Below are 23,082 nucleotides of genomic sequence, written 5' to 3'. Positions count from 1 at the left end.
ATTGCTTGCTTGGTGGATGGCTGCAAAGAGGCAAAATTAATTCGTATGAAGAATGTTTGCGTGCAATCAACAATAGATTTCATTGTTGGTGTAAATATAAAGGGGCCTCAATGAGGCCCCTTCTTCATCCTTGCGTCGCCAGCTTCGCCCGCTGGCGCCCCGCCCATATCCCCTCGATCGCATAGACAGCCAGCGATATCCAGATCATCGCAAAGCCGACCTGCTTGCTGGCTGGGAACGGCTCGTTCCAGAGCCACACGCCGAGTAGCAGCTGCAGCGTCGGGCCGGTGTACTGCAGCAGCCCCAGCAAGGACAGCGGGATACGCCGCGCGCCGGCCGCGAACAGCAGCAAGGGGACGGCGGTGACCGGCCCGGCGAGCAGCGCTAGCAACTGCACCCCGCCGCCGACCTCGGGAAAGTCGGCTTGGCCCGTCGCGAACAGGTAAGCCAGCGCGCTTGCCGCCAGCGGGAACAGCAGCATGGTCTCCAGCGAGAGGCCTTCCAGCGCGCCCAGCGTGGCGGTCTTGCGCAGCAGCCCATAGCCGCCGAAGGTGGCGGCCAGCGCCAGCGCAATCCATGGCAACTGGCCCGCGGCCACGGTCAGCCAGACCACGCCTGCCGCAGCCAGGGCAATGGAGGCCCACTGGCCGGGACGCAGCCGCTCATGCAGGAACAGCACGCCCAGCAGCACGTTGAACAGCGGATTGATGAAGTAGCCCAGGCTGGCGTCCACCACCCGACCGTTCGATACCGACCAGATGTAGAGAAACCAGTTGCCGCTCAGCAGCAGCGCACTGGCAACGAAGCCGGCCAGCAGGCGCGGATTGGTCCAGACTCCGCGCAGCCAGCCCCAGTGGCGCCGCCAGGTGAGCACCAGCCCCAGGAACACCAGCGACCACACCATGCGGTGCAGCAGGATCTCCATTGGCGCGATGCCGTGGAGGGATTTGATATAGAGCGGCAGCAAGCCCCAGACGATGTAGGCGAGCAGCGCGTAGATGATGCCGGTTTGCATGAAGAGTCCTAAGGAATCGGGGGATTCTACCGGCGTAAAAAAGCCCGTGCTGGGCACGGGCTATGGCTGGCTTGCGCCACCTCGCGGGAGGTGGCAGTGCACTTACAGCTTGTGCGCGAAGCTGAACTGCGAAAATGCTTGCTCGGCCACGTTGAACCACGCTGCTTCGTTGTTGCGGAAGACGCGCCAGTCGTCGTAGATCTTCTTGAACGACGGGTTCTTGGCGGTTTCCTCTGCGTAGGCGTCCTGGGTGGCCTTGAAGCAGGCCTCCATGATTTCCTTGGAGAACGGACGCAGCTTCACGCCGTTTTCCAGCAGGCGGGCCAGCGCTTGCGGGTTGACCGCGTCGTACTTGGCCATCATGTTGGTGTGGACTTCGATGGTGGCCGTTTCCAGCGCGCGCTTGTACAGCGCGGGCAGCTTCTCGTACTCGGTTGCCGAGGAGTAGAAGGACAGCTGCGCGCTGCCTTCCCACCAGCCCGGGTAGTAGTAGTACGGGGCAACCTTGTAGAAGCCGAGCTTCTCGTCATCGTACGGGCCGACCCATTCCGCCGCATCGATGGTGCCTTTTTCCAGCGCGGGATAGATGTCGCCACCAGCGATCTGCTGCGGCACCACGCCCAGGCGCGACAGCACCACGCCGGCGAAACCGGCAATGCGGTACTTCAGGCCCTGCAGGTCGGCAACCGTCTTGATTTCCTTGCGGAACCAGCCACCCATCTGCGCGTTGGTGTTGCCGCCAAGGAAGTTGACGACGTTGTATTCCTTGAAGAACTCGCGCATCAGCTTCATGCCGTTGCCCTGCATCATCCATGCATTTTGCTGGCGCGAGGTCAGGCCGAACGGGACGGTGGTGTCGAAGCACAGCGTCGGGTTCTTGCCGAAGTAGTAGTAGCCGGCGGTGTGGCCGATCTGCACGGTGTTGTTCTGCACCGCGTCCAGCACCTGCAGGCCCGGCACGAGTTCGCCGGCGGCGAAGACCTTGATGTTGAATTTGCCGTCGGTGAGTTCCTTGACCCGTTGCGACAGCAGCTCGGCGCCACCGTAGATGGTGTCAAGAGACTTGGGGAAGCTCGAAGCCAGGCGCCATTCCACGGCCGGATTGCTGCCGATCACGGCTGGTGCGCTGGCACCGGCGGCGGCCGGCGCAGCAGCCTTTTCTTCCTTGCCGCACGCGGCCAGCGCACCCGTGGCGGCCACGGCCGATGCCTTCAACAGAAAGGAACGACGTTCCATGACTTCTCCTCTTTTATAGATTTCTAGTGCGGCAGCAGGGGGTGGGCACGCCCGCGTCATGCGTGGGCATCCCGCTCTGTACCGTGACGCGCAGGCAGCCGGGGTACGGCGGCCGCGCAACAATGAGCCTGTTACAGAGACATAGCAGGAACGTGGCGTATCCTGGCATGCCTTCGTAACAGGCTCGAGGGGCCGGTCCGTACCCGTTGGACAGGCCAGGTGATTATAGCGGTGGCCCTTTCGCCACGGGGGGCCGTGCAAGTCCGGGTTTTCGCTAGGAAAGTGCAGATTCAGAGGGTGCTGCACATCGTCCTGTCATCCTGCCGCGCTCCCATTGGCATGGCTGCACCGTGACATGCCAGGTGACGCAAGCGATGTATTCCATATGGTGAGAACGACGCCCCCACTGCGGATTTTGTAACCCCGCTTGCTGTCCAATTGGTCGACTGTTAAAAAATCACGCCTTACTGGTCTTGTCCTATGTTGTTTGCCGCCTCGCCCGCCTCCAGCCGCCTGCCGGCGTTCCGCTCGCGTTGTCTCGCCGTTGCCGTGCTGGCCGCCTGGGGACTGAACGCGTGCGCGCAGACCGGGACCGGGCCAAACCTGGCGGCGGCCGATGCGCAGGCCACGCCCGCAGCGATGCAGAGTCCGGCCACCCCGCCCGAAGCAGACCCGCTGGCAGCCCTGATCTCGGGCGAACAAGCCGCCCCGGCCCCGGTGGCTGCGGACGCCCCTGCAGCGGCTGCCGCACAGGAAGCGCCCGAAGCGCCTGGAGCGCCCAAAGCCGCCGCTGCCGAGGGAGCTTCGCCCACGCCCGCCGCCGCCCTGCCAGAGCCGCCCCCGCCTGCCACCTGGGCCAATGCCGGCCTGGATGACGACGGCATGGAGCTCGCCGGCCCGCCCGATCCACCCCTGCCCCCGGAGCCGGTTGTCGCGCCTCCCCCGCCCGTGGTGTTCTTTCCCAAGCGCCTTGGCGAGTTCGTGGCGGACGCCCCGCCGAATGTCGCCAAGGCCGCCGAGGGCGAGGCTGCCGACACGCCGGCAGCGGCCGGTGAAACATATGCGCTGGTTTCCCAGTTGCCCGCCGACGATCCTGCCGGCGATCAGGTCTGGCGGCTTGGCTACAGCGGGCGCGCCGCGTATGACGATCGCACCACCGCCACCCGTGCCTGCGCTGGCGGTGGCACCTTGTCCACCGGCATCGGCGGCGGGCTCGCGTGCCGCAGCACCGGCGAGGTCAAGGTCAAGGAGTCCCTGTTATCGCTCGACGGCGGCGCACAGGTGCAACTGGTGGCGCAGGCCAAGGGGACCGATGCCACTTCGATCAATGGCCGCCCGGCCGCGGTCGATCCCTATGCCCTGCTGCCGCAGATCTATACCTCGGTCAGTGGCCTGTCGGTGCTGGACGGCGCCACCATGTGGGCCGGCCGGCGCGAGAACTCGTCGTTCCTGATGTCGTCGGGGCTGCTGCCGCCCACGTCGCCGGCGATGCGTTTCGGCGTGGACAATGCACGCTTTGGCGACATCGCGCTCAACTACCAGTACACCGCGCGCAATGACCTGAACGGCGCCAACCTGCCAAGCTATCATTCGCTGCGCACCGCGCCCATCGCCACCAACGAGAAAGGCTCGGTGCAACTGGGCTATACGCGTGTGGAAGCGCAGCCGCTGATCTTGCAGACCGGCAGCGCGTGGTGGGTGTCGGCCATGCACGAGCAGCAAGGCGTGCTCGCCGGCACCAACCGCTTCGGCATGCAGTTTGGCGAGGGCAGCCGTAACGCGTTGACGGGCTACACCGGCATGGGGCCCGCCTTGTCGCGCGTACGCGTGGCCGAATCAATGGAGTGGAAGCAGCGCTCGGGGCTGGGCCTGGCGGGCTCGGTCGAGTCCAGCATGCAGTTCGACCGCTCGCCGGTTGGCACGCTGCAATGGATGGCCACGCGCGTGCGCCCCGCCTATATCGCCAGTGACCAGTTCAAGCTGACCTTCGAGGTGGCGCACGACCAGATCTCTTCGGGCTTAGGCGCCAGCGGACAGCGCACGGCGGTGACCGTGGCGCCTACCTTCACGCTTGGCAAGGCGGCCGGCAATGCCAACTTGCGCGCCTTCTACACCTACAGCAAGGCCAACGACGTGGACGGCATCGCCTTTGCCTCGCCCACCGATACCTGGGCTTCGCAGACCTCAGGCTCTATCTTCGGCGTGCAGCTCAATCGCCGCTGGTAGGCGCTATAGCCGCTGTGGTCGCTGCTCGCCATGGCGTCTTTCGCGTGATCGGCGCACGGCCCGGCAGCACAGCCGGGGCTCGCAGCAACCAGTGGAAGACCAGTGTGGCGCTCAACCCGCCCGCTATCTGCGCCAGCACGAAGCCCGGCACATCGATGGCGCGAATGCCGGTGAAGGTTGCCGTCAGCGCGCACGCAAGGGTCAGCGCCGGGTTGGCGAATGACGTCGATGCCGTGAACCAGTACCCCGCCGTGATATAGCCCGCTACCGCGAACGGCACCAGTCCGGGCCGGCTGCGCCCGGTGCCGATCGCCACGCCGATGAGGCCAAAGGTGGCGACGAACTCGCTCCACCACATCGATGGCCCGGTCCGGCTTTGCGCCGACCAGGCCAGCATCGGCTCGCCAAACATCGCATGCGCGCAGGCGACCCCTGCAATGGCGCCGCCCATCTGCACCAGCCCGTAGCGCCAGGCATCGCGCGCCGGCAGCGCGCCGCGCACCATCGCCGAGAGCGTGACGACCGGGTTGAAGTGCCCACCCGAGACCGGCCCCAGCGCGAGCAACAACGCAATCAGCCCGCCTCCCGTGGCCAGCGAGTTCGCCAGCAAGGCCAGCGCGACATTGCCGCCGGCTAACTGCTGCGCGCGAATGCCCGAGCCTATCACTACCGCCACCAGCAGCGCCGTGCCGAGTCCTTCCGCAACCAGGCGCTGACAGAGCGTGCTCGCAGGCGCAGGTACGCTTGCGCGGTGCTGTTCGGCAGCGTGGACGGGTTCGGCCAAGGCATCGGGGGAAGGCGCGTGCATCGGGTTTGCAGTGATGGGCGGGAGCGCGCAGTGTTTCGTTTTTCGCCTTTCAGCGTCAATGCACGTGCGGCTTGTTTTGAATGAACCGGGAGTATCGAATGCGCGGCGTGTTTTGCTGAATCGCTATCGGGATGGCATGGATGGTGACATGACATCGCGAAAATCGGAGGTCAGGACCAAATGCGAAAGCCGGATTTTTGGTGTAATTGGCGCAATGCCGATAATCGCGGGCGCGATGGCATTGGATGAAAAAATTCGTGCCTGAACATTAGGCGGTGGCAGGCGATATTGCAAGGTCCGGCCTGCGTGAGGCGTGCCCCTGCAAAGGGGGCGATAGACGCGTCCTGGCCGTGTTCTAAGCGGCTACATGCGTGTGGGGTGAGGAAGTGTTGTGCGCGCCAGGCTTCGTCTCTCGGACGCGCCTGAAAGGCCTGAACGGCCAGAAAGGCAGCGATGAAACCATGGGCACAATGAAAAAAGCCCAAGACCTTTTCAGATCTCGGGCTTTTTCGTAATGCTGGTGGCCTGGGACGGAATCGAACCGCCGACACAAGGATTTTCAATCCTCTGCTCTACCGACTGAGCTACCGGGCCAAAGAAGCGAAATCATAGCAGCGCTTTTCGACCCGGTCAAGCGCTGCGTGCATCACCGCATCATTGTTCTGCAGGTTCCGGCTTGTTGCGGCCGAGTTCCACGCCAAGCTGCTTGAGCTTGCGATACAGGTGGGTGCGTTCGAGGCCGGTTTTCTCGGCGACGCGGGTCATGCTGCCGTGCTCGCGCAGCAAGTGGTATTCGAAGTAGGCGCGCTCGAACAGGTCGCGAGCTTCGCGCAGTGGCATGTCGAAGGAGAAATGCATCTCGGCTTCGGGCAAGCGCTGCGGGCTGCCGTTGGCGGTCTCGGCGGCGCTTTCCGCGGCAATCGCCGCAGTGCCCTCGCCATTGCCGCTCGCGGGCAGCGCCGCGCCTGCGGCCACGCCCGAGCGCGGACGCTCGATGCCACGCGCCAGGCCCTGCTCGACCGCCGACAGCAGCTTTTGCAAGGCAATTGGCTTCTCGAGGAAATTGAGCGCGCCAATCTTGGTTGCTTCCACCGCGGTATCGATGGTTGCGTGCCCCGACATCATGATGACGGGCATGGAGAGCAAGCCTTGGGCCGACCACTCCTTGAGCAGCGTGACGCCGTCGGTATCGGGCATCCAGATGTCAAGCAGCACCAGGTCAGGCGTATTGCCGGCACGGTACTCGCGCGCTTTCTGCGCGTTTTCTGCCACTTCGACCACATGGCCTTCGTCGCTGAGGATCTCCGAGAGCAACTCCCGGATACCCATTTCGTCGTCGACTACGAGGATGGTTGCCATACTTCCCCTCTTGACCCCACCGCGGCTTGCCGGGTTCGGGGCCGCACATTGACTATGCCAGTTTAACGAACAGGATGGAGATCTGCGCCCCGATGATTTCGGAGCCCTCCATGCGATTGCGCAACTCGATGCGTGCGCCGTGTTCGTCAATGATCTTCTTCACCATCGCAAGACCCAGGCCTGTTCCTTTGGCCTTGGTGGTCACATACGGCTCGAACGCGCGACTAAGGATGCGCGGAGCGAAGCCGGGACCATTATCCGCAATGGTGAGCTTGACGGCCTGCCGGTCTTCGCCGGCAGAATCTTTGTATTCTACAGTCTCGGTGTGCAGAGCGATATGGGGCGCCGCCCTAGCCGCGCTTACGTTGTCCGCCACGGCATCCTGGGCGTTTTGCAGCAGGTTGTGAATCACCTGGCGCAGTTGCGTCGGATCGCCCTTGATTTCAGGCGGGCTGCCCGCCAGCGACGGATGGATCACGGCATGCTCGTGCGTGCCCGTGTCGTCGATGCCGTAGAGATGCAGCACTTCGGCGACCAGGCCGTTGAGCTGCAGTGACTGCAACAGCGCTGGCGGCGTGCGCGCGTAATCGCGGAAGTCGTCGACCATGCGCTTCATGGCCGCCACCTGGTTGACGATGGTGGTGGCGCCGCGCTTGAGCACATCGACGTCGGCGCCCTCCAGTTTGGGCGAGAGCTTCATCTGCAGGCGCTCGGCCGAGAGCTGGATCGGGGTCAGCGGGTTCTTGATCTCATGCGCGAGGCGCCGTGCCACTTCGCCCCACGCTACCGAGCGTTGAGCGGAAATCACATCGGAGATGTCGTCGAATACCACCACGTAGCCGGGTTCGTCGCGCTCGTCGCCGCGCCCGCCCGGCAGGCGCGCGCCGCGCACCAGCAGCGTGAGTGCCTGTTCCTCGTCGCCCTGCGGCAGCTCGATCTGCTTTTGCCAGTGCTGCGCGCCACCCAGCATTTCACTGGTGCTCTGCTCGGAGAAGGCCTGCCGCACGATGTCGCCGAACTCGCCCAGGGCCGGGATGCTGTCGATGGGCTGGCCCAGCGCGCCAGTAAACGGCTGGCGGAAAATGCGCTCGGCCCCGGGGTTGGCGGTGATCAGCACGAAGCGGCGATCGAACACGAACACGCCGGCGGTGAGGTTCTGCAGCACGCTCTCGAGATAGGCCGTCGATTTCTCGAGCGCGCTGCGGTTCTGCTCCACCGCGATGCGCGCTTCCGACAGCTGGCGCGTCATCATGTTGAATTGCTGGGTCAGCATGCCGAGCTCGTCGCGGCTCTTGAGCTCGCGCTTGGGCGAGAGGTCGCCCTCGGCCACTTCCTTGGTCCCTTGCAGCAACATCAGCAACGGCCGCGCCAGCTGCCCGCCGAGCAACAGCGCCAGCATCACGGCGATGAACACCGCGAGGAACAACGTGAGCGTCAGTGTGCCGATATACATCTTGCGCAGGCCGGTGCGGCCGAGCGCCTTTTCCTGGTACTCCTGGTAGGCGCGCTGGACTTCGTCGGCATTGCGCGCCAACGCTGCCGGCACCGGATGCACGACCTGCAGGTAGCGCTCCTCGCGCACCGTGTCGCCCACCAGCCCGAAGCCGGACGATGCGGCGTCCTCGGGGCGGCGCTCGACGGACAGCCCCGAGCCGGCCCAGCGGCTGGCGGCATTGAGGGGCGGCTTGCCCGCGGGCCGGCTGGCGCTATCCGCGGGTGTGGCTGCGTCGGTTTGCACGGTGGGCGCGGTGGGCGCGGGGCCCAGCGGCACGATGACGCGCAGCAGGTACAGGTGGCTGCCATCGGTACGCTCGGGCTGGTGATGGCTATCGACCGACGGATCGGTGCCCCCTTCCACCGCGGCATAGCCGCCGGCCAGCCGGGCCTGCTCGGCCAGCACGCCAGAGGGCAGGTCCGGCACCAGCGACGCATAGTTGCTCGACGCCGTGGCGATCACGCGGCCGCTGCCGGTGAAGATGGCGGCTTCCTGCACGCCGTATTGCTCGCGCAGCCGGTTGAGCTGCAGCGAAGTGGCGACATTGGGCGAGCTGGTGAGCTGGTCGGCCATCAGCCGCGCCTTGCCTTGCAGGTCCGACAGCGAGCTGTCGATGGTGGAGCGGCCAAGGTTGAGGCCGGCCTCGAGCGCGGTCTCGACCCGCACGTCGAACCAGGACTCGATGCTGCGCGAGACGAACTGCAGGGACACCAGGTAGATCAGCACGCCGGGCAGCACACCCACCACGCCGAAGAACACGGCGAGCTTGGTCATCAGCCGCGTGCCGAACTTGCCGCGGCGATAGCGCAGCCACAAGGTCAGCGCCAGCGCGCCGATGATCAGCACCAGCAGGATGCCGATCACCAGGTTGATCTTGAACAGCAGCGTGAAGTACCGATCGAAGAATTCCGTATTGGCCGAGGCGCCGGCAAGCAGCGCTACCAGCACCAGCGCCAGGAACACGATGATGCCCGCCACGACGCGGTAAAGCACGCGCCGGAACCGGCTGTCCCACAGGCTGGGGGGCGCGCTCATGGCTGGCCTGCGGCCGGCTGCACCAGGGTGGTGGGAGAGAGCACGGTCGATACGGTCTGCGCGAACGGCACCGCGCGCGTTTCGCCTGCCACCGGGGCGGATGCGGCGGACGCCGGCGCCGGCACGGGTGGCGGCACCGGTACGGGCACGAGTTGCGGCGCTGGCGTGGGCGCGGTCGGCGGCGGGAATTCGGTCGGCACAGTGAAGTTGAAGCGCCGCCATTCCGATGCCAGGTTCCACTCGCGCGTGTTGACGGCATTGATCTGGAACGGCTTGGGCAGTTGCGTCAGGTCCAGGCGCATGCGCGCTTCGGCCTGGTAGGTCTCGCCCGGCTTGACCATATTGCGCTCGAACACGCGCCAGCCACGCACGCGCTGGATGAACTGCAGCGCGCCCTTCAGGCGCATGAACGGCAATTGCAGGCCGCCGGTGGAAACGCGGTACTGGCGCGTGAGCGGATGGTAGGACAGCCGCACGCTGCGGCTGGCATTGACGGGCTTTTCGTCGAACCAGTACCAGCGTGGGCGGGTGAGCTGGAAATCGACGACGAAATACAGCGAGATGCCTTTGTTGAGCGCGTCTTCAAGCGGCGGCGGCAGATCGAAATCGAAACTCGCGGCCAGGTCGAAGCCGCCGTCCTGGTACTCGATGCGGGCCTCGTTGACTTCAATGCCGTCGGCGCGTGCCGTGCCCGGCAGCGCGATCAGCGTCATCAGCACGCCGAGCATGATCGTCGCCGCGAGCCACCACGACGCCAGCCGCGCGCGCGCGCTGCATGCCGGGCCGGGGCCGGCTATTGCACCAGCAGCACCAGTTGCACCAGCTGCAGCAAGGGGCACGCACGCACTGTCGTCTGGGACGCGAAGGACGAACAAGCGAAGCGGGTTCGGCATTGGGATCGATTGGGATCGGTCAGGGTCGTTTCTGGAAACGGGCGTAGAAGAAGCCATCGTGATCGGTGGGCAGGCCTTCCTGGCTGCCATTTCCGCCACCGGCCAACTGATCCTTGCTACCGGGCAGCATCTGGCCGGGCGCCTGCAATCGTATCGCATCTGGTAGCTGTGCACCAAACCAGCGCGCCTGCTCTTCATTCTCCGTTGGGAAAATAGAACAGGTGACATAGACCAGGATGCCGCCCGGCTTGAGCAGGTTCCAGAGCTGCGACACGATGCGCCGCTGCTCGGTGACCAGGCGGGGGATATCCACCTCGCGGCGCAGCCAGCGGATGTCCGGGTGGCGGCGCACGATGCCCGAGGCGGAGCACGGCACGTCGGCCAGGATGCGGTCGTACTGGCGGTTGTCCCACCAGTCTTGCGGGCGGCTGGCGTCGCCTACCACCACGGTGGCTTGCTGGCCCAGGCGCGCGAGGTTCTCGTCGATGCGCGTGGCGCGCTGCGCGTCGCTCTCGAGCGCGGTGACTTCTACGTTAGCGAGTTCCAGGATATGGCCGGTCTTGCCGCCGGGCGCGGCGCACGCGTCGAGCACGCGCTGGCCGTCGGCCAGGTCCAGCAGTGGCGCGGCCATTTGCGCGCCGGCGTCCTGCACCGAGACATCGCCCTCGGCAAACCCGGGGATCTGCGACACGGGGAACGCGCGTACCAGCCGCACGGCCTGCGGGCCGATGGCCACGCCCGCCATGCCGGCATTGAGCACGCGCTTGAGGTAGTCAGGCACCGAGACCCGCGCGGTGTTGACGCGCAGGGTCATGGGCGGGCGCACATTGGCGCTCTCGGCCAGTGCGGTCCACTGGTCCGGGTACGCCTTGCGCAGCGCGTCCAGCCACCATGCGGGCAGGTTCCAGCGCGCTTCGTCATCCTGGCGCACCTCGGCCAGGAGTGCCGTGCGTTCACGCAGGAAACGGCGCAGCACGGCGTTCACCAGCCCGCGCGCGTGCGCGGTCTTGGGCTCGGAAGCCGCCGCGCTGACGGCCTGGTCGACCACGGTGAACTCGGTATAGCCGCCCTCGCCCCGCTCGTCCTCGACCAGCAGCGCCAGGGCCACGGCCAGCAGCGAATCCACCAGCGCGCCGGGCGGCCGGGTCACCAGCTTGGTGACCAGCGCGCGCGCCGTGCCGAACTGGCGCATGGTGCGGTAGGCCAGGTCCTGCAGGGCGCCACGCGCGGCGGCGTCGCGCACGCGGTCCAGGCGGTACTGGGCGGCGGCGTTCTCGATGGCCAGCGGCAGCGCGCTGCCTTCGTTGACGCCGCGTACGGCAGCCGCGGCGGCGAGCATCTGGAAGGCGAGGGATTCGTGTTGCAGGCGCATGACAGTGGGGCAGTGAGACGGTGAAACGGGGTGGCAGGGGGCAAGCCGCAAGCGGCGAGGACTGGCGGCAAGGCCGGGCGAGGCCAAAAACACACTGCCCGCCGCTTCCGGGGAAGCACGGCGGGCAGTTTACCCTGTATGGGGCGGGGGCCGGCGTTTTTGCGCCGGACTGGCCGCGGCGAGGGGCTAGCGCAGGGGCCTGGACCGCGCTTAGGCCGCGCTTGGACCGCGCTTACACCGGATAGACGCCGGTCTGGGCCATCTGCATCAGCCGCGCCACCCGTTCCTCGGTCGCCGGGTGGGTGGAGAACAGGTTGGCGATGCCGCCGCCAGAGAGCGGGTTCATGATCATCATCTGCGCCGTGGCCGGGTGCTGCTCCGCCGTCTGGAACGGAATCCCCTGCGCATAGCGGTGGATCTTGTCGAGCGCCATCGCCAGCGCCTGCGGGTCGCCGCTGATGGTGGCGCCGCCGCGGTCCGCCTCGAACTCCCGGGCGCGCGAGATCGCCATCTGGATCAGCGAGGCCGCCAGCGGGGCCAGGATTGCCACCGCGATGCTGGCGATGGGGTTGGAGCGGTTGCCGTTCTCGTCGCGCCCGCCAAAGAACATGGCGAAGTTGGCCAGCGCGGCGATGGCACCGGCCATGGTGGCGGCGATGGTCGAGATCAGGATGTCGCGGTGCTGCACGTGGGCCAGCTCATGGGCCATCACGCCGCGCAGCTCGCGCTCCGACAGCACCCGCAGGATGCCGGTGGTGGCCGCAACCGCGGCATGCTCCGGATTGCGGCCGGTGGCAAAGGCGTTGGGCGCATCCTCGTTGATCAGGTACACGCGCGGCATCGGCAGCTGGGCGCGCTGCGCCAGCTCCTGCACCATGCCGTAGAACTGCGGTGCGGTGCTCGCGTCGACTTCCTGCGCGTTGTACATGCGCAGGACCATCTTGTCCGAGAACCAGTACGAGAAGAAGTTCATGCCCAGCGCCATGATCAGCGCGAACATCATGCCGCTGCGGCCGCCGATCATGCCGCCGATGACGATGAACAGCGCCGTGATGGCGGCCATCAGCATGAAGGTCTTGACCCAGTTGAACATTGTCTTGATCTCCGAAAAAATCATCCTCGCGCGCACACCGGGTGGCCGGGCTGGCCGTGCTACGGAAAGCGTGACGCGGTGCTGTTTAGATAGTACCCCGGCCCGGAAATTCAACCGCAGCCTGCCTAAAAAAAGGGCAGCAGGCGCCGGCGGCCGTTCGTTGCCCCGGCGTGTTCGGCAACCGTCCCTAGCGTTGGGCGAAGGCCAGGCGCGCGCCCAGCCCGATGAAGGCCACGCCCACAATGCGATCCAGCCAGCACTTGAGAAGCGGCACTTCGCTGGCGCGGCGGGTCAGGGTACCCGCCATCCATGCCACCAGGCTGTTCCATAGCGTCGACATCGCCACCATGACGCCGCCCAGGGCCAGGAATGCCAGGGCCTGGTGCTCGGCGTGGCGATCGACAAACTGCGGGAAGAAGGAAATGAAGAACAGGATCACCTTTGGATTCAGCACATTGGTGAGGAAGCCCTGCATGAACAAAGCGCGCAGGCCGCGCGTGCCCGGCTGCGCGGCGGGGGCCTCGTCTGCGCTGGGGGGCGCGGATCGCTGCCAGACCAGGCGTAGCCCAAGCCACACCAGGTAGGCTGCGCCGGCAAACTTGATCAGGGTAAAGGCGGTGGCCGAGGCCGCCAGCAACGCGGTCAGGCCAAAGGCGATGGCCAGCGAGTGCACGCAGCAGCCGGCACTGACGCCGAGCGCGGAGACCACGCCCGCCGCCCTGCCCTGCGCCACGCTGCGCCCGACGATATAGGCCGTATCCGGGCCAGGCGTCACATTGAGCAGGAATACCGCGCCGACGAACAAGGGAAGGTCAGTAATGCCGAGCATGGTTGGCTGCCGGTGAATGGGAGGCAAAGTGCGCTGCCGGCAAGTCAGCCCTGGTGGCTTTGCCGCAGGCGCAGGGCGATTATGCCGTGCCTCCAGGCACGGCGCAGCGGGTACCCGGCGGCAGCGGCATGCTTTGCAGGAACTGCTGGGCCGGCACGCGGCGGCCGCCCGGCTTTTGCAGCTCGGTCACGCGCAGCGCGCCCTCGCCGCAGGCGATCACCACGCCGTCGGCATCCGCCGCGAGCACGGTGCCCGGCGCCTGCGGGTGGCTGGCCGTGGCCGCCAGCGGCTGGGCCTGCCAGCACTTGATGACGGTCTCGCCGACCTGCACGGTGGCGCCGGGGAACGGGTTGAAGGCGCGCACCTGGGCGGCCAGCACCGCAGCCTGGCGGCGCAGGTCCAGCGGCGCTTCTTCCTTGGCGATCTTCTCGGCATAGGTCACGCCCTCGGCCGGCTGCGGCGTGCCGGCGAGCGGCTGGCCCACGCAGAGGCGGCGCAGCGCCTGCACCACCATGCGCCCGCCGAGCGCGGCCAGTGTGTCGTGCAGGGTGCCGGTGGTGTCGTCTGGGCCGATCGGCACTGTTTCGCCCTGGATCATCGCGCCGGTGTCCAGCCCTTCGTCCATCTGCATCAGCGTGATGCCAGTGTGCGCGTCGCCGGCCTCGATGGCGCGGTGAATGGGCGCGGCGCCCCGCCAGCGCGGCAGCAGCGAGGCATGGATGTTCAGGCAGCCGTAGCGCGGCAGCGCCAGCACCTCGGCCGGCAGGATCAGGCCGTAGGCGGCCACCACCATGACATCCGGGGCGATCTGCGCCAGCGTGTCCACGGCGGCGCCGGCCTCTTCGGGATACTTGCCGTTACGGCGCAGCGAGCGCGGCTGCAGCACCGGGCCCAGGCCCTGCTCCAGCGCGTACTGCTTGACCGGGCTGGCCTGCAGCTGCAGGCCGCGGCCGGCTGGCCGGTCGGGCTGGCTGAGCACCGCCACCACCGGAAAACCAGCGGCGTGGATGGCTTCGAGCGCCACGCGGGCGAATTCGGGCGTGCCGGCAAAGGCAACGCGCAAGGCTTGGGATGGGCTTGCGGCTTGGGACATGGCGCGCTCCGGCATAAAGCGGCACCGGCCGCATCAGCGGCCGGTAACTTGATTCATCGGGAAGGCAATACGATAGCAGACCGGTACCGGAGCGCGGCCGGCGCCGGCTGCCTTACATGCGGGTGCGCTCGCGCTTGTGCAGCTTGGCCAGCTTGGCCTTGATGCGCTGGAGCTTGAGCGGCGACAGGTACTCGACGAAGACCTTGCCCTTGAGGTGGTCCAACTCGTGCTGGATGCACACGGCAAGCAGGCCGTCGGCTTCGATCTCGAAGGGCTCGCCCTTCTCGTTCAGGGCGCGCACGCGCACATGGTCCGGGCGCTCGACGCGGTCGTAGACCTCGGGCACCGACAGGCAACCCTCTTCCGCCACCTTGCGGGTGTCGCTGGACCAGACGATCTCCGCGTTGATGAACACCTGCAGCGCGTCGCGGGTCTCGGAGATATCGATCACCACCACCTGTTCGTGCACGTCCACCTGGGTCGCGGCCAGGCCGATGCCGGGGGCTTCGTACATGGTCTCGGCCATGTCCTGCACCAGGCGGCGAATGCGGTCGTCCACCACGGCAACCGGTTTTGCCACGGTATGCAGGCGGGGATCGGGGTAGGTCAGGATATCGAGTTTAGCCATGATGCTGGGGCGCAACGCCTGCGGCTCACACATGTGACCCGCGCGTTGCGGCTACGGGTGTTTACATGCAGAATCGGGGCGCAAGTACAAAAATTCAAGGCGCGCCGCAACAGGCGCGCTCTCCAGGGTCAATCCGGCTGTTCTGCCAGCCGGTTCGAGAAAATGCGCGATCTTACCAAAGAACACCAGGCGGCGCCGGGCCGCAGGCCGTACGCGTTTGCCCGTTGGATAATGTGTGCGGCCGGAATCACTGCCGTCACAGGGGCGCCAGTGCATGCCGCCGATCTTACCGTCACCACGGCCCAGCGGGCCCAGGCCACCGTCACCGCGCAACAAGGCATTGCCGCCGCCGACCTGGCTTCGGACGCGCCCCAGCAGTATGTCGTGCGCGGGGGCGACACGCTTTGGGGGATCTCCGGGCGCTTCCTGCGCCAGCCCTGGCGCTGGCCCGAGCTGTGGGGCATGAACCAGCAGCAGATCCACAATCCACACCTGATTTATCCCGGCCAGGTCCTGTACCTGATTCAGCGCGACGGCCGCGCCTGGCTCTCCACCAGCCCCGATGCCGGCGGCACGGTGCGGCTCACGCCGGGCGTGCGCAGCGAAGGCGGGCCCGAGGGCGCCATCGCCAGCATTTCCGCCAAGGACGTCGAGCCATTCCTGATCCGCCCGCTGGTGGTGGACGAGGGCACGCTGGAGACCTCGGCGCGCATCATCGCCCTGCCCGAGTCGCGGGTCTACCTGGGCATGGGCGACACCGCCTACGCGCGCGGCGTCTCTCCGCCCGAGGCGGTGGTCGGCAGCGACTGGCAGGCCTTCAAGCCGGTCAAGCCGATCAAGGATCCCGTCACCGGCGTCGTGCTGGGCTACGAGGCCGAGTACCAGGGCAATGTCCGCGTGTCGCGCCTGCCGGAAGGCTTCGACGCGGTAACCACCGTCAAGGTCACCCAGGCCCAGCAGGAAATGGGCTCCGGCACCTTGCTGATGCCCCAGCCGGCGCGCGAGCCGGTGCGCTATGTGCCGCGTGCGCCGGATGGCATGCTCGATGGCCGCATCGCGGCGGTCTACGGCGGCGTGCAGTTCGGCGGCGCCAAGCAGGTGGTCGTGCTTAATATCGGCACCGCCGCGGGCCTCGAGCCCGGCCACGTGCTCGCGCTGTCGCGCGCCGGCCAGGTGGTGCGCGATCGCACGGACGGCAACCGCGCCATCCTGTTGCCCGACGAGCGCTATGGCCTGGCCTTCGTGTTCCGCGTGTTTCCCGGCGTGGCCTATGCCCTGGTCACCGATGCCTCGAACGCGATCGAGGTGGGCGACCGCGTGACATCGCCGCGTTGACCGGGCTGGCAGCAGCCGGCGCCAACCCGGCGCCGGTGCCCGTCACCACCCGCAGCACCGCCGACATCGAGGCGTGGCTGCGGCTGACCGGTGCCCGCGGCCTGGGCACAGGCGCCTTGCGCCAGTTGCTGGCCATCTTCGGCCTGCCGCACCAACTGCTGGCGCAAACCGTCAGCGCACTGGCTGGTGTCATTCCCGAGAAGCATGCCCGGGCACTGCTGGCACCGCCCGATGCCGTCACCATGGCGCTGGTCGAGCGCACCGTGGCCTGGGCCGCCGAGCCCGGCAACCATGTGGTGACGCTGGCCGATGCCGCCTATCCCCGCCCCTTGCTGGATCTGTCCGACCCGCCGCTGGTGCTGTACGTCAAAGGCCGGCTGGAAGCGCTTGGCGGCCCGGCCATTGCCATGGTCGGCGCGCGCAGCGCCACCGTGCAGGGCGTGGAGGACGCGCGGCGCTTCGCCCGCGTGTTGTCCGGCGCCGGGCTGGCCGTGGTGTCGGGGCTCGCGCTGGGCATCGATGGCGCGGCCCATGAGGGGGCGCTGGAGGGCACTGGCGGCACCGTGGCGGTGATCGGCACCGGCGCCGACCTGGTCTACCCTGCCCGCCACCGCGACCTGGCCCACCGCATCGCGTCTCATGGCGCCATCGTCAGCGAGTTCGCGCTCGGCATGCCCGGGCGCAGCCACCACTTCCCCCAACGCAACCGCATCATCGCGGCGCTCGCGCGCGGCGTGCTGGTAGTGGAGGCGGCGGCGCGCTCGGGGTCGCTGATCACGGCGCGGCTGGCGGCCGAGATGGGGCGCGAGGTCTACGCCATTCCCGGCTCGATCCATGCGCCGTTGTCCAAGGGTTGCCACCTGCTGATCCGCCAGGGCGCCAAGCTGGTGGAAACCGCGCAGGACGTGCTCGAGGAACTTGGCATGGCCGGGGATGCCGCCCGGCCGGTGGCGCCGGCACCTATGCCGGCGCTCGACGATGTCCTCGGCCTGACGCTCACCCACGACCCCGTCACGCTGGACGCGCTGTGCGCGCGTACCGCCCTGCCGCCCGAGCAAGTGGTGGCCAGCCTGCTGGCCCTGGAACTGGCGGGCGCGGTGGAGCGTCTGCCGGGCAATGTCTATCGGCGTGTAAGCTAGTGAGCGATCCCAGGACCGCGGGCCAAAATACGGATTTCCTGGCGGCCGCTACAATCAAACGATTTCCCGTGCCTGAAAAGGCTCATGTTTCCCCCGCCATGACCGTTTACTTTCCGGAGCAGGACCAGGGCGCGATCGCCCAAGCGCTGGCAGCGCGTCCGCAAGGCCGCCTGGTAGCCTGCCTGTGCGCAGCCTGGTGCGGCACCTGCGGCACCTACCAGGAGGCGTTCGCGGCGCTTGCCGCCCGGTTTCCTGGCGATTGCTTCGTGTGGATCGATATCGAAACCCATGCCGACCAGCTGGGCGACCTGGATATCGACAACTTTCCGACGCTGCTGGTGCAGCCGGCGGCGGGTGGAGCCCCGCAGTTCTACGGGACACTTTTGCCGCACATCGAAGTGCTCGAGCGCATGCTGGCGCGCGGCGCGGCCATGCCGGCGACAGCCGGCGCGGAAGTCCCGGACGTGCTCGAGTGGCTGGCGCCGCACGCTAACGACGTCTAACTCCGGTCATCGGCGCTAGGCGCAGGCCGGGAGCACCGCCGGAAAAATGCAGTCAAAAAACGAAGCGGGCAGCGGCTGTTCAGGGCCGGCCCGCATGCCAGCAGCGCCCGTTTGACGGCGACGGCGGAGGCAGCTTGCTTGCACCGCCGTCGGAACCGCGCTTATTATTGGCGCCTCAAAGCCCCAAGCTCGCTGTTTACATATAGTGCAGAGCCCTTAGTGGCAACAATTCGCAGGTCGCCAGAGTGCGGCCAGCAAGGATCCGATCCATGTCAAAAGCCCTCATCATCGCGGAAAAGCCATCGGTTGCGGCCGATATCGCCCGTGCCCTCGGGGGCTTTACCAAGCACGACGAATACTTCGAAAGTGACGATTACGTTCTTTCGTCGGCCGTCGGCCACCTGGTTGAAATCGCCGCCCCGGACGAATACGAAGTCAAGCGAGGCAAGTGGAGCTTCGCCAACCTGCCGGTGATTCCCCCCCACTTCGACCTGCGCCCCATCCCCAAGACCGAGTCGCGGCTGAAGGTGCTCAACCGCCTGATCAAGCGCAAGGACGTCACCGGCCTGGTGAACGCCTGCGATGCGGGGCGAGAAGGGGAGCTGATCTTCCGCCTGATCCAGCAGCAGGCCAAGGCCAAGCAGCCGGTGCAGCGCCTGTGGCTGCAGTCCATGACGCCGCAGGCAATCCGCGACGGCTTTGCCCGCCTGCGCGACGATGCCGACATGCTGCCGCTGGCGGACGCCGCGCGCTGCCGCTCGGAAGCCGACTGGCTGGTGGGCATCAACGGCACGCGCGCCATGACCGCGTTCAACAGCAAGGGCGGCGGCTTCTTCCTGACCACGGTTGGGCGGGTGCAGACCCCCACGCTGTCGATCGTGGTGGAGCGCGAAGAGAAGATCAAGAAGTTCATCCCGCGCGACTACTGGGAAGTGCGCGCCGAGTTCATCGCCGCCGCCGGCCTCTATGAAGGCCGCTGGTTCGACCCCAAGTTCAAGAAGAGCGAGTTCGATCCCGAGACGCGCGAGTCGCGCCTGTGGAGCGAGGCCGAGGCCAAGAGCATCGTGGCGGCCTGCCGTGACAAGACCGGCACCGTCACCGAAGAGTCCAAGCCGTCCTCGCAGCAGTCGCCGGCGCTGTTCGACCTGACCACGCTGCAGCGCGAGGCCAACTCGCGCTTCGGCTTCTCGGCCAAGAACACCCTCGGCCTGGCCCAGGCGCTGTACGAAAAGCACAAGGTGCTGACCTACCCGCGTACCGATGCGCGCGCGCTGCCCGAGGACTACCTGGACACGGTCAAGCAGACCATGGACATGCTGGCCGAGAGCTCGCCGAACTACCTGCCGCACGCCAAGAAGGTGCTGGCCAGCGGGTGGATCAAGCCCAACAAGAAGATCTTCGACAACAGCAAGATCAGCGATCACTTCGCTATCATCCCGACGCTGCAAGCCCCGAAGAACCTCTCGGAGCCGGAGCAGAAGCTGTATGACCTGGTGGTGCGCCGCTTCCTGGCGGTGTTCTTCCCGGCGGCCGAGTTCCAGGTCACCACCCGCATTACCGAGGTGGCCGGCCATCATTTCAAGACCGAGGGCAAGGTCCTGGTCAATCCCGGCTGGCTGGTGGTCTATGGCCGTGAAGCCCAGGGCGACGAGGCCAACCTGGTGGCGGTGGCCAAGGACGAGCGCGTCAAGGTCGACAAGGTCGACGGCGTGATGCTGACCACCAAGCCGCCCGCGCGCTACAACGAAGCCACGCTGCTGTCCGCCATGGAAGGCGCCGGCAAGCTGGTGGACGACGACGCGCTGCGCGAGGCCATGGCCGGCAAGGGCCTGGGCACGCCAGCCACGCGCGCGGCCATCATCGAAGGCCTGCTCGCCGAGAAATACCTGGTGCGCGAAGGCCGCGAGCTGATTCCCACCGCCAAGGCCTTCCAGCTGATGACGCTGCTGCGCGGCCTGGGCGTGCAGGAACTGACCCAGGCCGAGCTGACCGGCGAATGGGAGCACAAGCTGTCGCAGATCGAGCGCGGCGGCCTCAAGCGCGACGAGTTCATGCGCGAGATCGCGCAGATGACGCAGCAAATCGTCAAGCGCGCCAAGGAATACGACAGCGACACCATTCCGGGCGACTACGCGACGCTGGCCACGCCCTGCCCGCAGTGCGGCAGCCAGGTCAAGGAGAACTACCGCCGCTTTGCCTGCACCGCGTGCGAATTCTCGATCAGCAAGATCCCGGGTGGGCGCCAGTTCGAGATCGACGAGGTCGAAGAACTGCTGCTGAAGAAGGAAATCGGTCCGCTGCAAGGCTTCCGCAGCAAGATGGGCCGGCCGTTCGCCGCCATCCTCAAGCTGGGCAAGGACGACGAAGGCCATTACAAGATGGAATTCGACTTCGGCCAGAACGACGACGACAACGACGGCGAGCCGGTCGACTTCAGCGAGCAGGAAGCGGTTGGTGCCTGTCCCAAGTGCGGCGGCTCGGTGTACGAGCACGGCATGAAGTACGTGTGCGAGAACAGCGTGGCCGTGCCCAAGACCTGCGACTTCACCACGGGCAAGATCATCCTGCAGCAGGAGATCTCGCGCGAGCAGATCGGCAAGCTGCTGGGCGTGGGCCGCACGGACCTGCTGACCGGCTTCAAGTCATCGCGCACCGGGCGCAACTTCAAGGCCTTCCTGGCCAAGCAGCCGGACGGCAAGATCGGCTTCGAGTTCGAGGCGCGCGAGCCCAAGGCGGGCGCCAAGACCGCGGCCAAGGGCGCAGCGGCCAAGACCACGTCCGCCAAGGCTGGCGGCGAGGATCAGGCTGCCGAAACGGTGAGCAAGGCCAAGGCGCCGGCCAAGAAGGTGGCGGCCAAGAAGGCCCCCGCCGCCAAGAAGGCACCCGCAGCGAAGAAAGCCGCGGCCAAGACGCCGGCAGCCAAGCGCGCTACCGGCAAGTCCCGCGCCGACGACGAAGCCACGGCCGACGCCGAGGAGGAGTGAGTCGCGCGCGGAGCCGGCGTCCTGCCGGCTCCGCGCTTGCCTTTTATCCCTTTATCCCTCGATCCTGCGATTCCCTTACTGGTTGTCGTTGCGGATCTTGCCCTCTTCGAGCAGGAAATCGATAAAGGCGCGGACCTTGGTCGGCAGGAACTTGCGGCTCGGGTAGACCACGCTGATATCGCGTTTCGGCAACTGGTACTGCGGCAGGATGTGCGTCAGCCGCCCCGCCTCGATATTGGGGCGCGCCAGGTAGGATGACAGCATCGCCACGCCCATGTCGGCCAGCGCCGCCTGGTGTGCCAGCTCGGCATTGCTGCACAGCAGGCCCGGGCGGATCGGCACCGTCACCTCGCCCTCCGGGCCCGACAGCGTCCACTCATGCTCCGCGGTGGGAAGGCGCATTGCGATACAGCGGTGGTTGGTCAGCTCGTGCGCGTGGCGCAGCGGCGGGTGCTTGCGCAGGTAGCCCGGCGAGGCGCACAGGATGATCTCGGCGGAGATCAGCGGGCGCGCCACCAGGTGCGAGCCCAGCCCCAGGTCCGACAGCACCACGCCCACGTCGCGGCCCTCCTCCACGATATCGACGATACGGTCCGACAGCTGCACGTCGAATACCACTTCCGGGTACAGGGCCTGGAAGCGCGCCAGCGTGTCCGGCAGCAGGTGCAGGCCGAACATCACCGGCGTCACCAGCCGTAGCGTGCCGGAGAGCGACTGGCTGCGTGCCGTCACCACGGCCTCGGCCTCCTCTACATCCTCCAGGATCTGCTGGCAACGCTGCAGGTAGGTTTCCCCGGCGTCGGTCAGCGACAGGCTGCGGGTGGTGCGATTGAGCAAGCGCGTGCCAAGGTGGCTCTCCAGGTCGGCCACGTAGCGCGTCACCACCGCATTGGACATTTCCAATTGTTGCGCCGCACGAGCAAAGCTGCCGAGCTCGACCACTTTGGAAAAGACGCGCATCGATTGCAGCCGGTCCATGACATAGTCTCCAGTCTTGCCCGCGAACTTTTACGGAAAGTGGGTTGTTTATTGTTAAAACTACAACTAATCATTGTCTGGGGCAATATTTATTCATATCAGGGAAATGCCTAATATGAAGCCATCGGATGCCGCATTGCAGCGAAGGCTGCTGAGAAGACTAGGTGTCCTGCCTGTGGAAAGGATTCAATCATGAAAAGCCAACGTTTCGCCCTGATCGCCGCTGCCACCACGCTTGCAGCCGCCCTGACCGCCGCCCCCGCATTTGCCAAGGCCGGTAAGTTCGACCCCTACACCGATGGCGCCCGCGCCACCCAGGCTTCGGTCTACAGCAACGGCGGCCGCGCTGGCAAGTTCGACAGCTTTACCGACGGCGCTCGTGCCGGCAAGTTCGACCCGTTCACGGATGGCGCCCGCGTTGGCAAGTTCGACCCGTACACCGACGGCGCCAAGGCCGGCAAGTTCGACGTCTTCACCGACGGCGCCGCTGCCCTGTAATTCAGGCGCCCTGTCGGCGGGAACTGGTTTTGATGGCGGTTCCATCCCTTTCGGCTGATCTCCACAGGCCGACGGGGAGGGAGTGAAAGCTCTCTCTCCGTACTACATGGAGGACACGCCCGTACCACGCCGGTATGGGCGTGTTTGTTTTTGGGCCGCCGCTTGTGTTGCTTGTGCCGCGTTCGCTCTCGCGTATCGGGTGATGCATGATACCCCCGGCCAGGTTTTCGGACCGGCGTCGGGGCATAAAAAAACGGGCCAGTCCTGGCCCGTTTTTGTTGCCGGCGTCGTAGGCCGGCTGCCGGCGGGCGGGAGATGATCCCGCCTGCGCCATGCAGATCAATCGTCGTGATCGTGATGGTTGTGGCCACGGCCGTGCTTGCGCTTGTAGCCGCTGCGGTAGTAGCGGTCGTCGCGGTAGCCGCGGCCGCGTTCGTCCGCGTAGGAGTTGCTGCGCGAGACGTTGCCGCCCAGCGCAGCACCTGCACCGCCGCCAACCGCCGCGCCCAGCAGGCCGCCGGTGCGCCCGCCCATGGCGTTGCCCGCTGCCGTGCCTGCGCCGC

General features: G+C 66.7%; 18 protein-coding genes, 1 tRNA gene and 1 pseudogene. 6 read left to right on the top strand and 14 right to left on the bottom strand.

Annotated features, from left to right (window positions below):
* Positions 1-124: 124 nt before the first annotated feature.
* On the bottom strand, positions 125-1,015 hold the full coding sequence (gene rarD, locus ACGLHR_RS02455; protein WP_267604834.1) for an EamA family transporter RarD: 891 nt from the start codon (positions 1,013-1,015) through the stop codon (positions 125-127).
* A 102-nt stretch (positions 1,016-1,117) separates the two neighbouring features.
* A complete protein-coding gene (locus tag ACGLHR_RS02450; protein WP_400091638.1) occupies positions 1,118-2,251 on the bottom strand; it encodes a TRAP transporter substrate-binding protein in 1,134 nt (377 codons plus the stop codon).
* 480 nt (positions 2,252-2,731) lie between these two features.
* On the opposite strand from ACGLHR_RS02450, the gene ACGLHR_RS02445 reads away from it, so the two are divergent.
* Positions 2,732-4,477 (top strand): carbohydrate porin, encoded by a 1,746-nt coding sequence (locus ACGLHR_RS02445; RefSeq protein ID WP_400091637.1) that lies wholly within the window; start codon positions 2,732-2,734, stop codon positions 4,475-4,477.
* On the opposite strand, the gene ACGLHR_RS02440 is transcribed toward ACGLHR_RS02445, so the two are convergent.
* The 10 genes from ACGLHR_RS02440 to def all read right to left on the bottom strand — a co-directional run bounded on the left by ACGLHR_RS02440 (position 4,461) and on the right by def (position 15,082).
* Positions 4,461-5,285, bottom strand: a complete 825-nt coding sequence (locus ACGLHR_RS02440) for an aquaporin (RefSeq protein WP_400091635.1) — start codon at positions 5,283-5,285, stop codon at positions 4,461-4,463. The two genes, ACGLHR_RS02445 and ACGLHR_RS02440, sit on opposite strands and share 17 nt — an antisense overlap.
* A 518-nt stretch (positions 5,286-5,803) precedes the next feature.
* A tRNA-Phe gene (locus tag ACGLHR_RS02435) sits at positions 5,804-5,879 on the bottom strand.
* A 60-nt stretch (positions 5,880-5,939) separates the two neighbouring features.
* Positions 5,940-6,644 (bottom strand): response regulator, encoded by a 705-nt coding sequence (locus tag ACGLHR_RS02430; protein ID WP_267604836.1) that lies wholly within the window; start codon positions 6,642-6,644, stop codon positions 5,940-5,942.
* Between the two features lie 52 nt (positions 6,645-6,696).
* Positions 6,697-9,174 (bottom strand): sensor histidine kinase, encoded by a 2,478-nt coding sequence (locus ACGLHR_RS02425; protein WP_400091634.1) that lies wholly within the window; start codon positions 9,172-9,174, stop codon positions 6,697-6,699.
* Positions 9,171-9,902 carry a DUF4390 domain-containing protein gene (locus tag ACGLHR_RS02420; protein WP_400091633.1) on the bottom strand — a complete coding sequence of 244 codons (732 nt, stop codon included), beginning with the start codon at positions 9,900-9,902 and terminating at the stop codon, positions 9,171-9,173. The genes ACGLHR_RS02425 and ACGLHR_RS02420 overlap by 4 nt, the downstream gene beginning before the upstream one ends.
* 184 nt (positions 9,903-10,086) lie before the next feature.
* The gene (gene rsmB, locus ACGLHR_RS02415) at positions 10,087-11,439 is read right to left on the bottom strand and encodes a 16S rRNA (cytosine(967)-C(5))-methyltransferase RsmB (RefSeq protein ID WP_400091631.1); all 1,353 of its coding nucleotides are present in this window, start codon (positions 11,437-11,439) and stop codon (positions 10,087-10,089) included.
* Between the two features lie 232 nt (positions 11,440-11,671).
* A complete protein-coding gene (gene htpX / locus ACGLHR_RS02410; protein WP_267604841.1) occupies positions 11,672-12,532 on the bottom strand; it encodes a zinc metalloprotease HtpX in 861 nt (286 codons plus the stop codon).
* A gap of 187 nt (positions 12,533-12,719) precedes the next feature.
* Positions 12,720-13,361: a LysE family translocator gene (locus ACGLHR_RS02405; RefSeq protein ID WP_318234295.1), complete on the bottom strand. Its 642-nt coding sequence runs from the start codon at positions 13,359-13,361 to the stop codon at positions 12,720-12,722.
* Between the two features lie 79 nt (positions 13,362-13,440).
* Positions 13,441-14,454 carry a methionyl-tRNA formyltransferase gene (gene fmt, locus ACGLHR_RS02400; protein WP_400091629.1) on the bottom strand — a complete coding sequence of 338 codons (1,014 nt, stop codon included), beginning with the start codon at positions 14,452-14,454 and terminating at the stop codon, positions 13,441-13,443.
* Positions 14,455-14,566: 112 nt separating this feature from the next.
* The gene (gene def, locus ACGLHR_RS02395) at positions 14,567-15,082 is read right to left on the bottom strand and encodes a peptide deformylase (protein ID WP_318234293.1); all 516 of its coding nucleotides are present in this window, start codon (positions 15,080-15,082) and stop codon (positions 14,567-14,569) included.
* 162 nt (positions 15,083-15,244) lie between these two features.
* Between def and ACGLHR_RS02390 the strand changes: the two genes are divergently transcribed.
* The 4 genes from ACGLHR_RS02390 (at position 15,245) to ACGLHR_RS02375 (ending at position 21,043) form a co-directional block, all read left to right on the top strand.
* On the top strand, positions 15,245-16,417 hold the full coding sequence (locus tag ACGLHR_RS02390) for a LysM peptidoglycan-binding domain-containing protein (RefSeq protein ID WP_400091628.1): 1,173 nt from the start codon (positions 15,245-15,247) through the stop codon (positions 16,415-16,417).
* Entirely contained in the window at positions 16,414-17,556 is a 1,143-nt protein-coding gene (gene dprA / locus ACGLHR_RS02385) for a DNA-processing protein DprA (protein WP_400091627.1), read from the top strand. The genes ACGLHR_RS02390 and dprA overlap by 4 nt, the downstream gene beginning before the upstream one ends.
* Positions 17,557-17,654: 98 nt before the next feature.
* Complete coding sequence (locus ACGLHR_RS02380) at positions 17,655-18,059, top strand: thioredoxin family protein (RefSeq protein ID WP_400091626.1); 405 nt, start codon at positions 17,655-17,657, stop codon at positions 18,057-18,059.
* Positions 18,060-18,328: 269 nt separating this feature from the next.
* Complete coding sequence (locus ACGLHR_RS02375) at positions 18,329-21,043, top strand: DNA topoisomerase III (RefSeq protein WP_400091625.1); 2,715 nt, start codon at positions 18,329-18,331, stop codon at positions 21,041-21,043.
* 75 nt (positions 21,044-21,118) lie between these two features.
* Here ACGLHR_RS02375 and ACGLHR_RS02370 read toward each other — a convergent pair whose 3' ends face one another.
* Positions 21,119-22,021, bottom strand: coding sequence for a LysR family transcriptional regulator (locus tag ACGLHR_RS02370; protein WP_400091624.1), 903 nt, complete (start codon positions 22,019-22,021; stop codon positions 21,119-21,121).
* Between the two features lie 192 nt (positions 22,022-22,213).
* Here ACGLHR_RS02370 and ACGLHR_RS02365 point away from each other — a divergent pair, with 192 nt between their 5' ends.
* Positions 22,214-22,519, top strand: coding sequence for a hypothetical protein (locus ACGLHR_RS02365; protein WP_400091623.1), 306 nt, complete (start codon positions 22,214-22,216; stop codon positions 22,517-22,519).
* Positions 22,520-22,858: 339 nt separating this feature from the next.
* Here the strand turns inward: ACGLHR_RS02365 and ACGLHR_RS02360 are convergent.
* Positions 22,859-23,082, bottom strand: a pseudogene (locus tag ACGLHR_RS02360) (hypothetical protein); the annotation flags it as partial.

Source organism: Cupriavidus sp. CuC1, assembly GCF_044627735.1.
In the GTDB taxonomy this organism is placed as follows: Bacteria; Pseudomonadota; Gammaproteobacteria; order Burkholderiales; family Burkholderiaceae; genus Cupriavidus; species Cupriavidus ulmosensis.
This window is presented reverse-complemented; position numbering and strand designations above follow the sequence as displayed.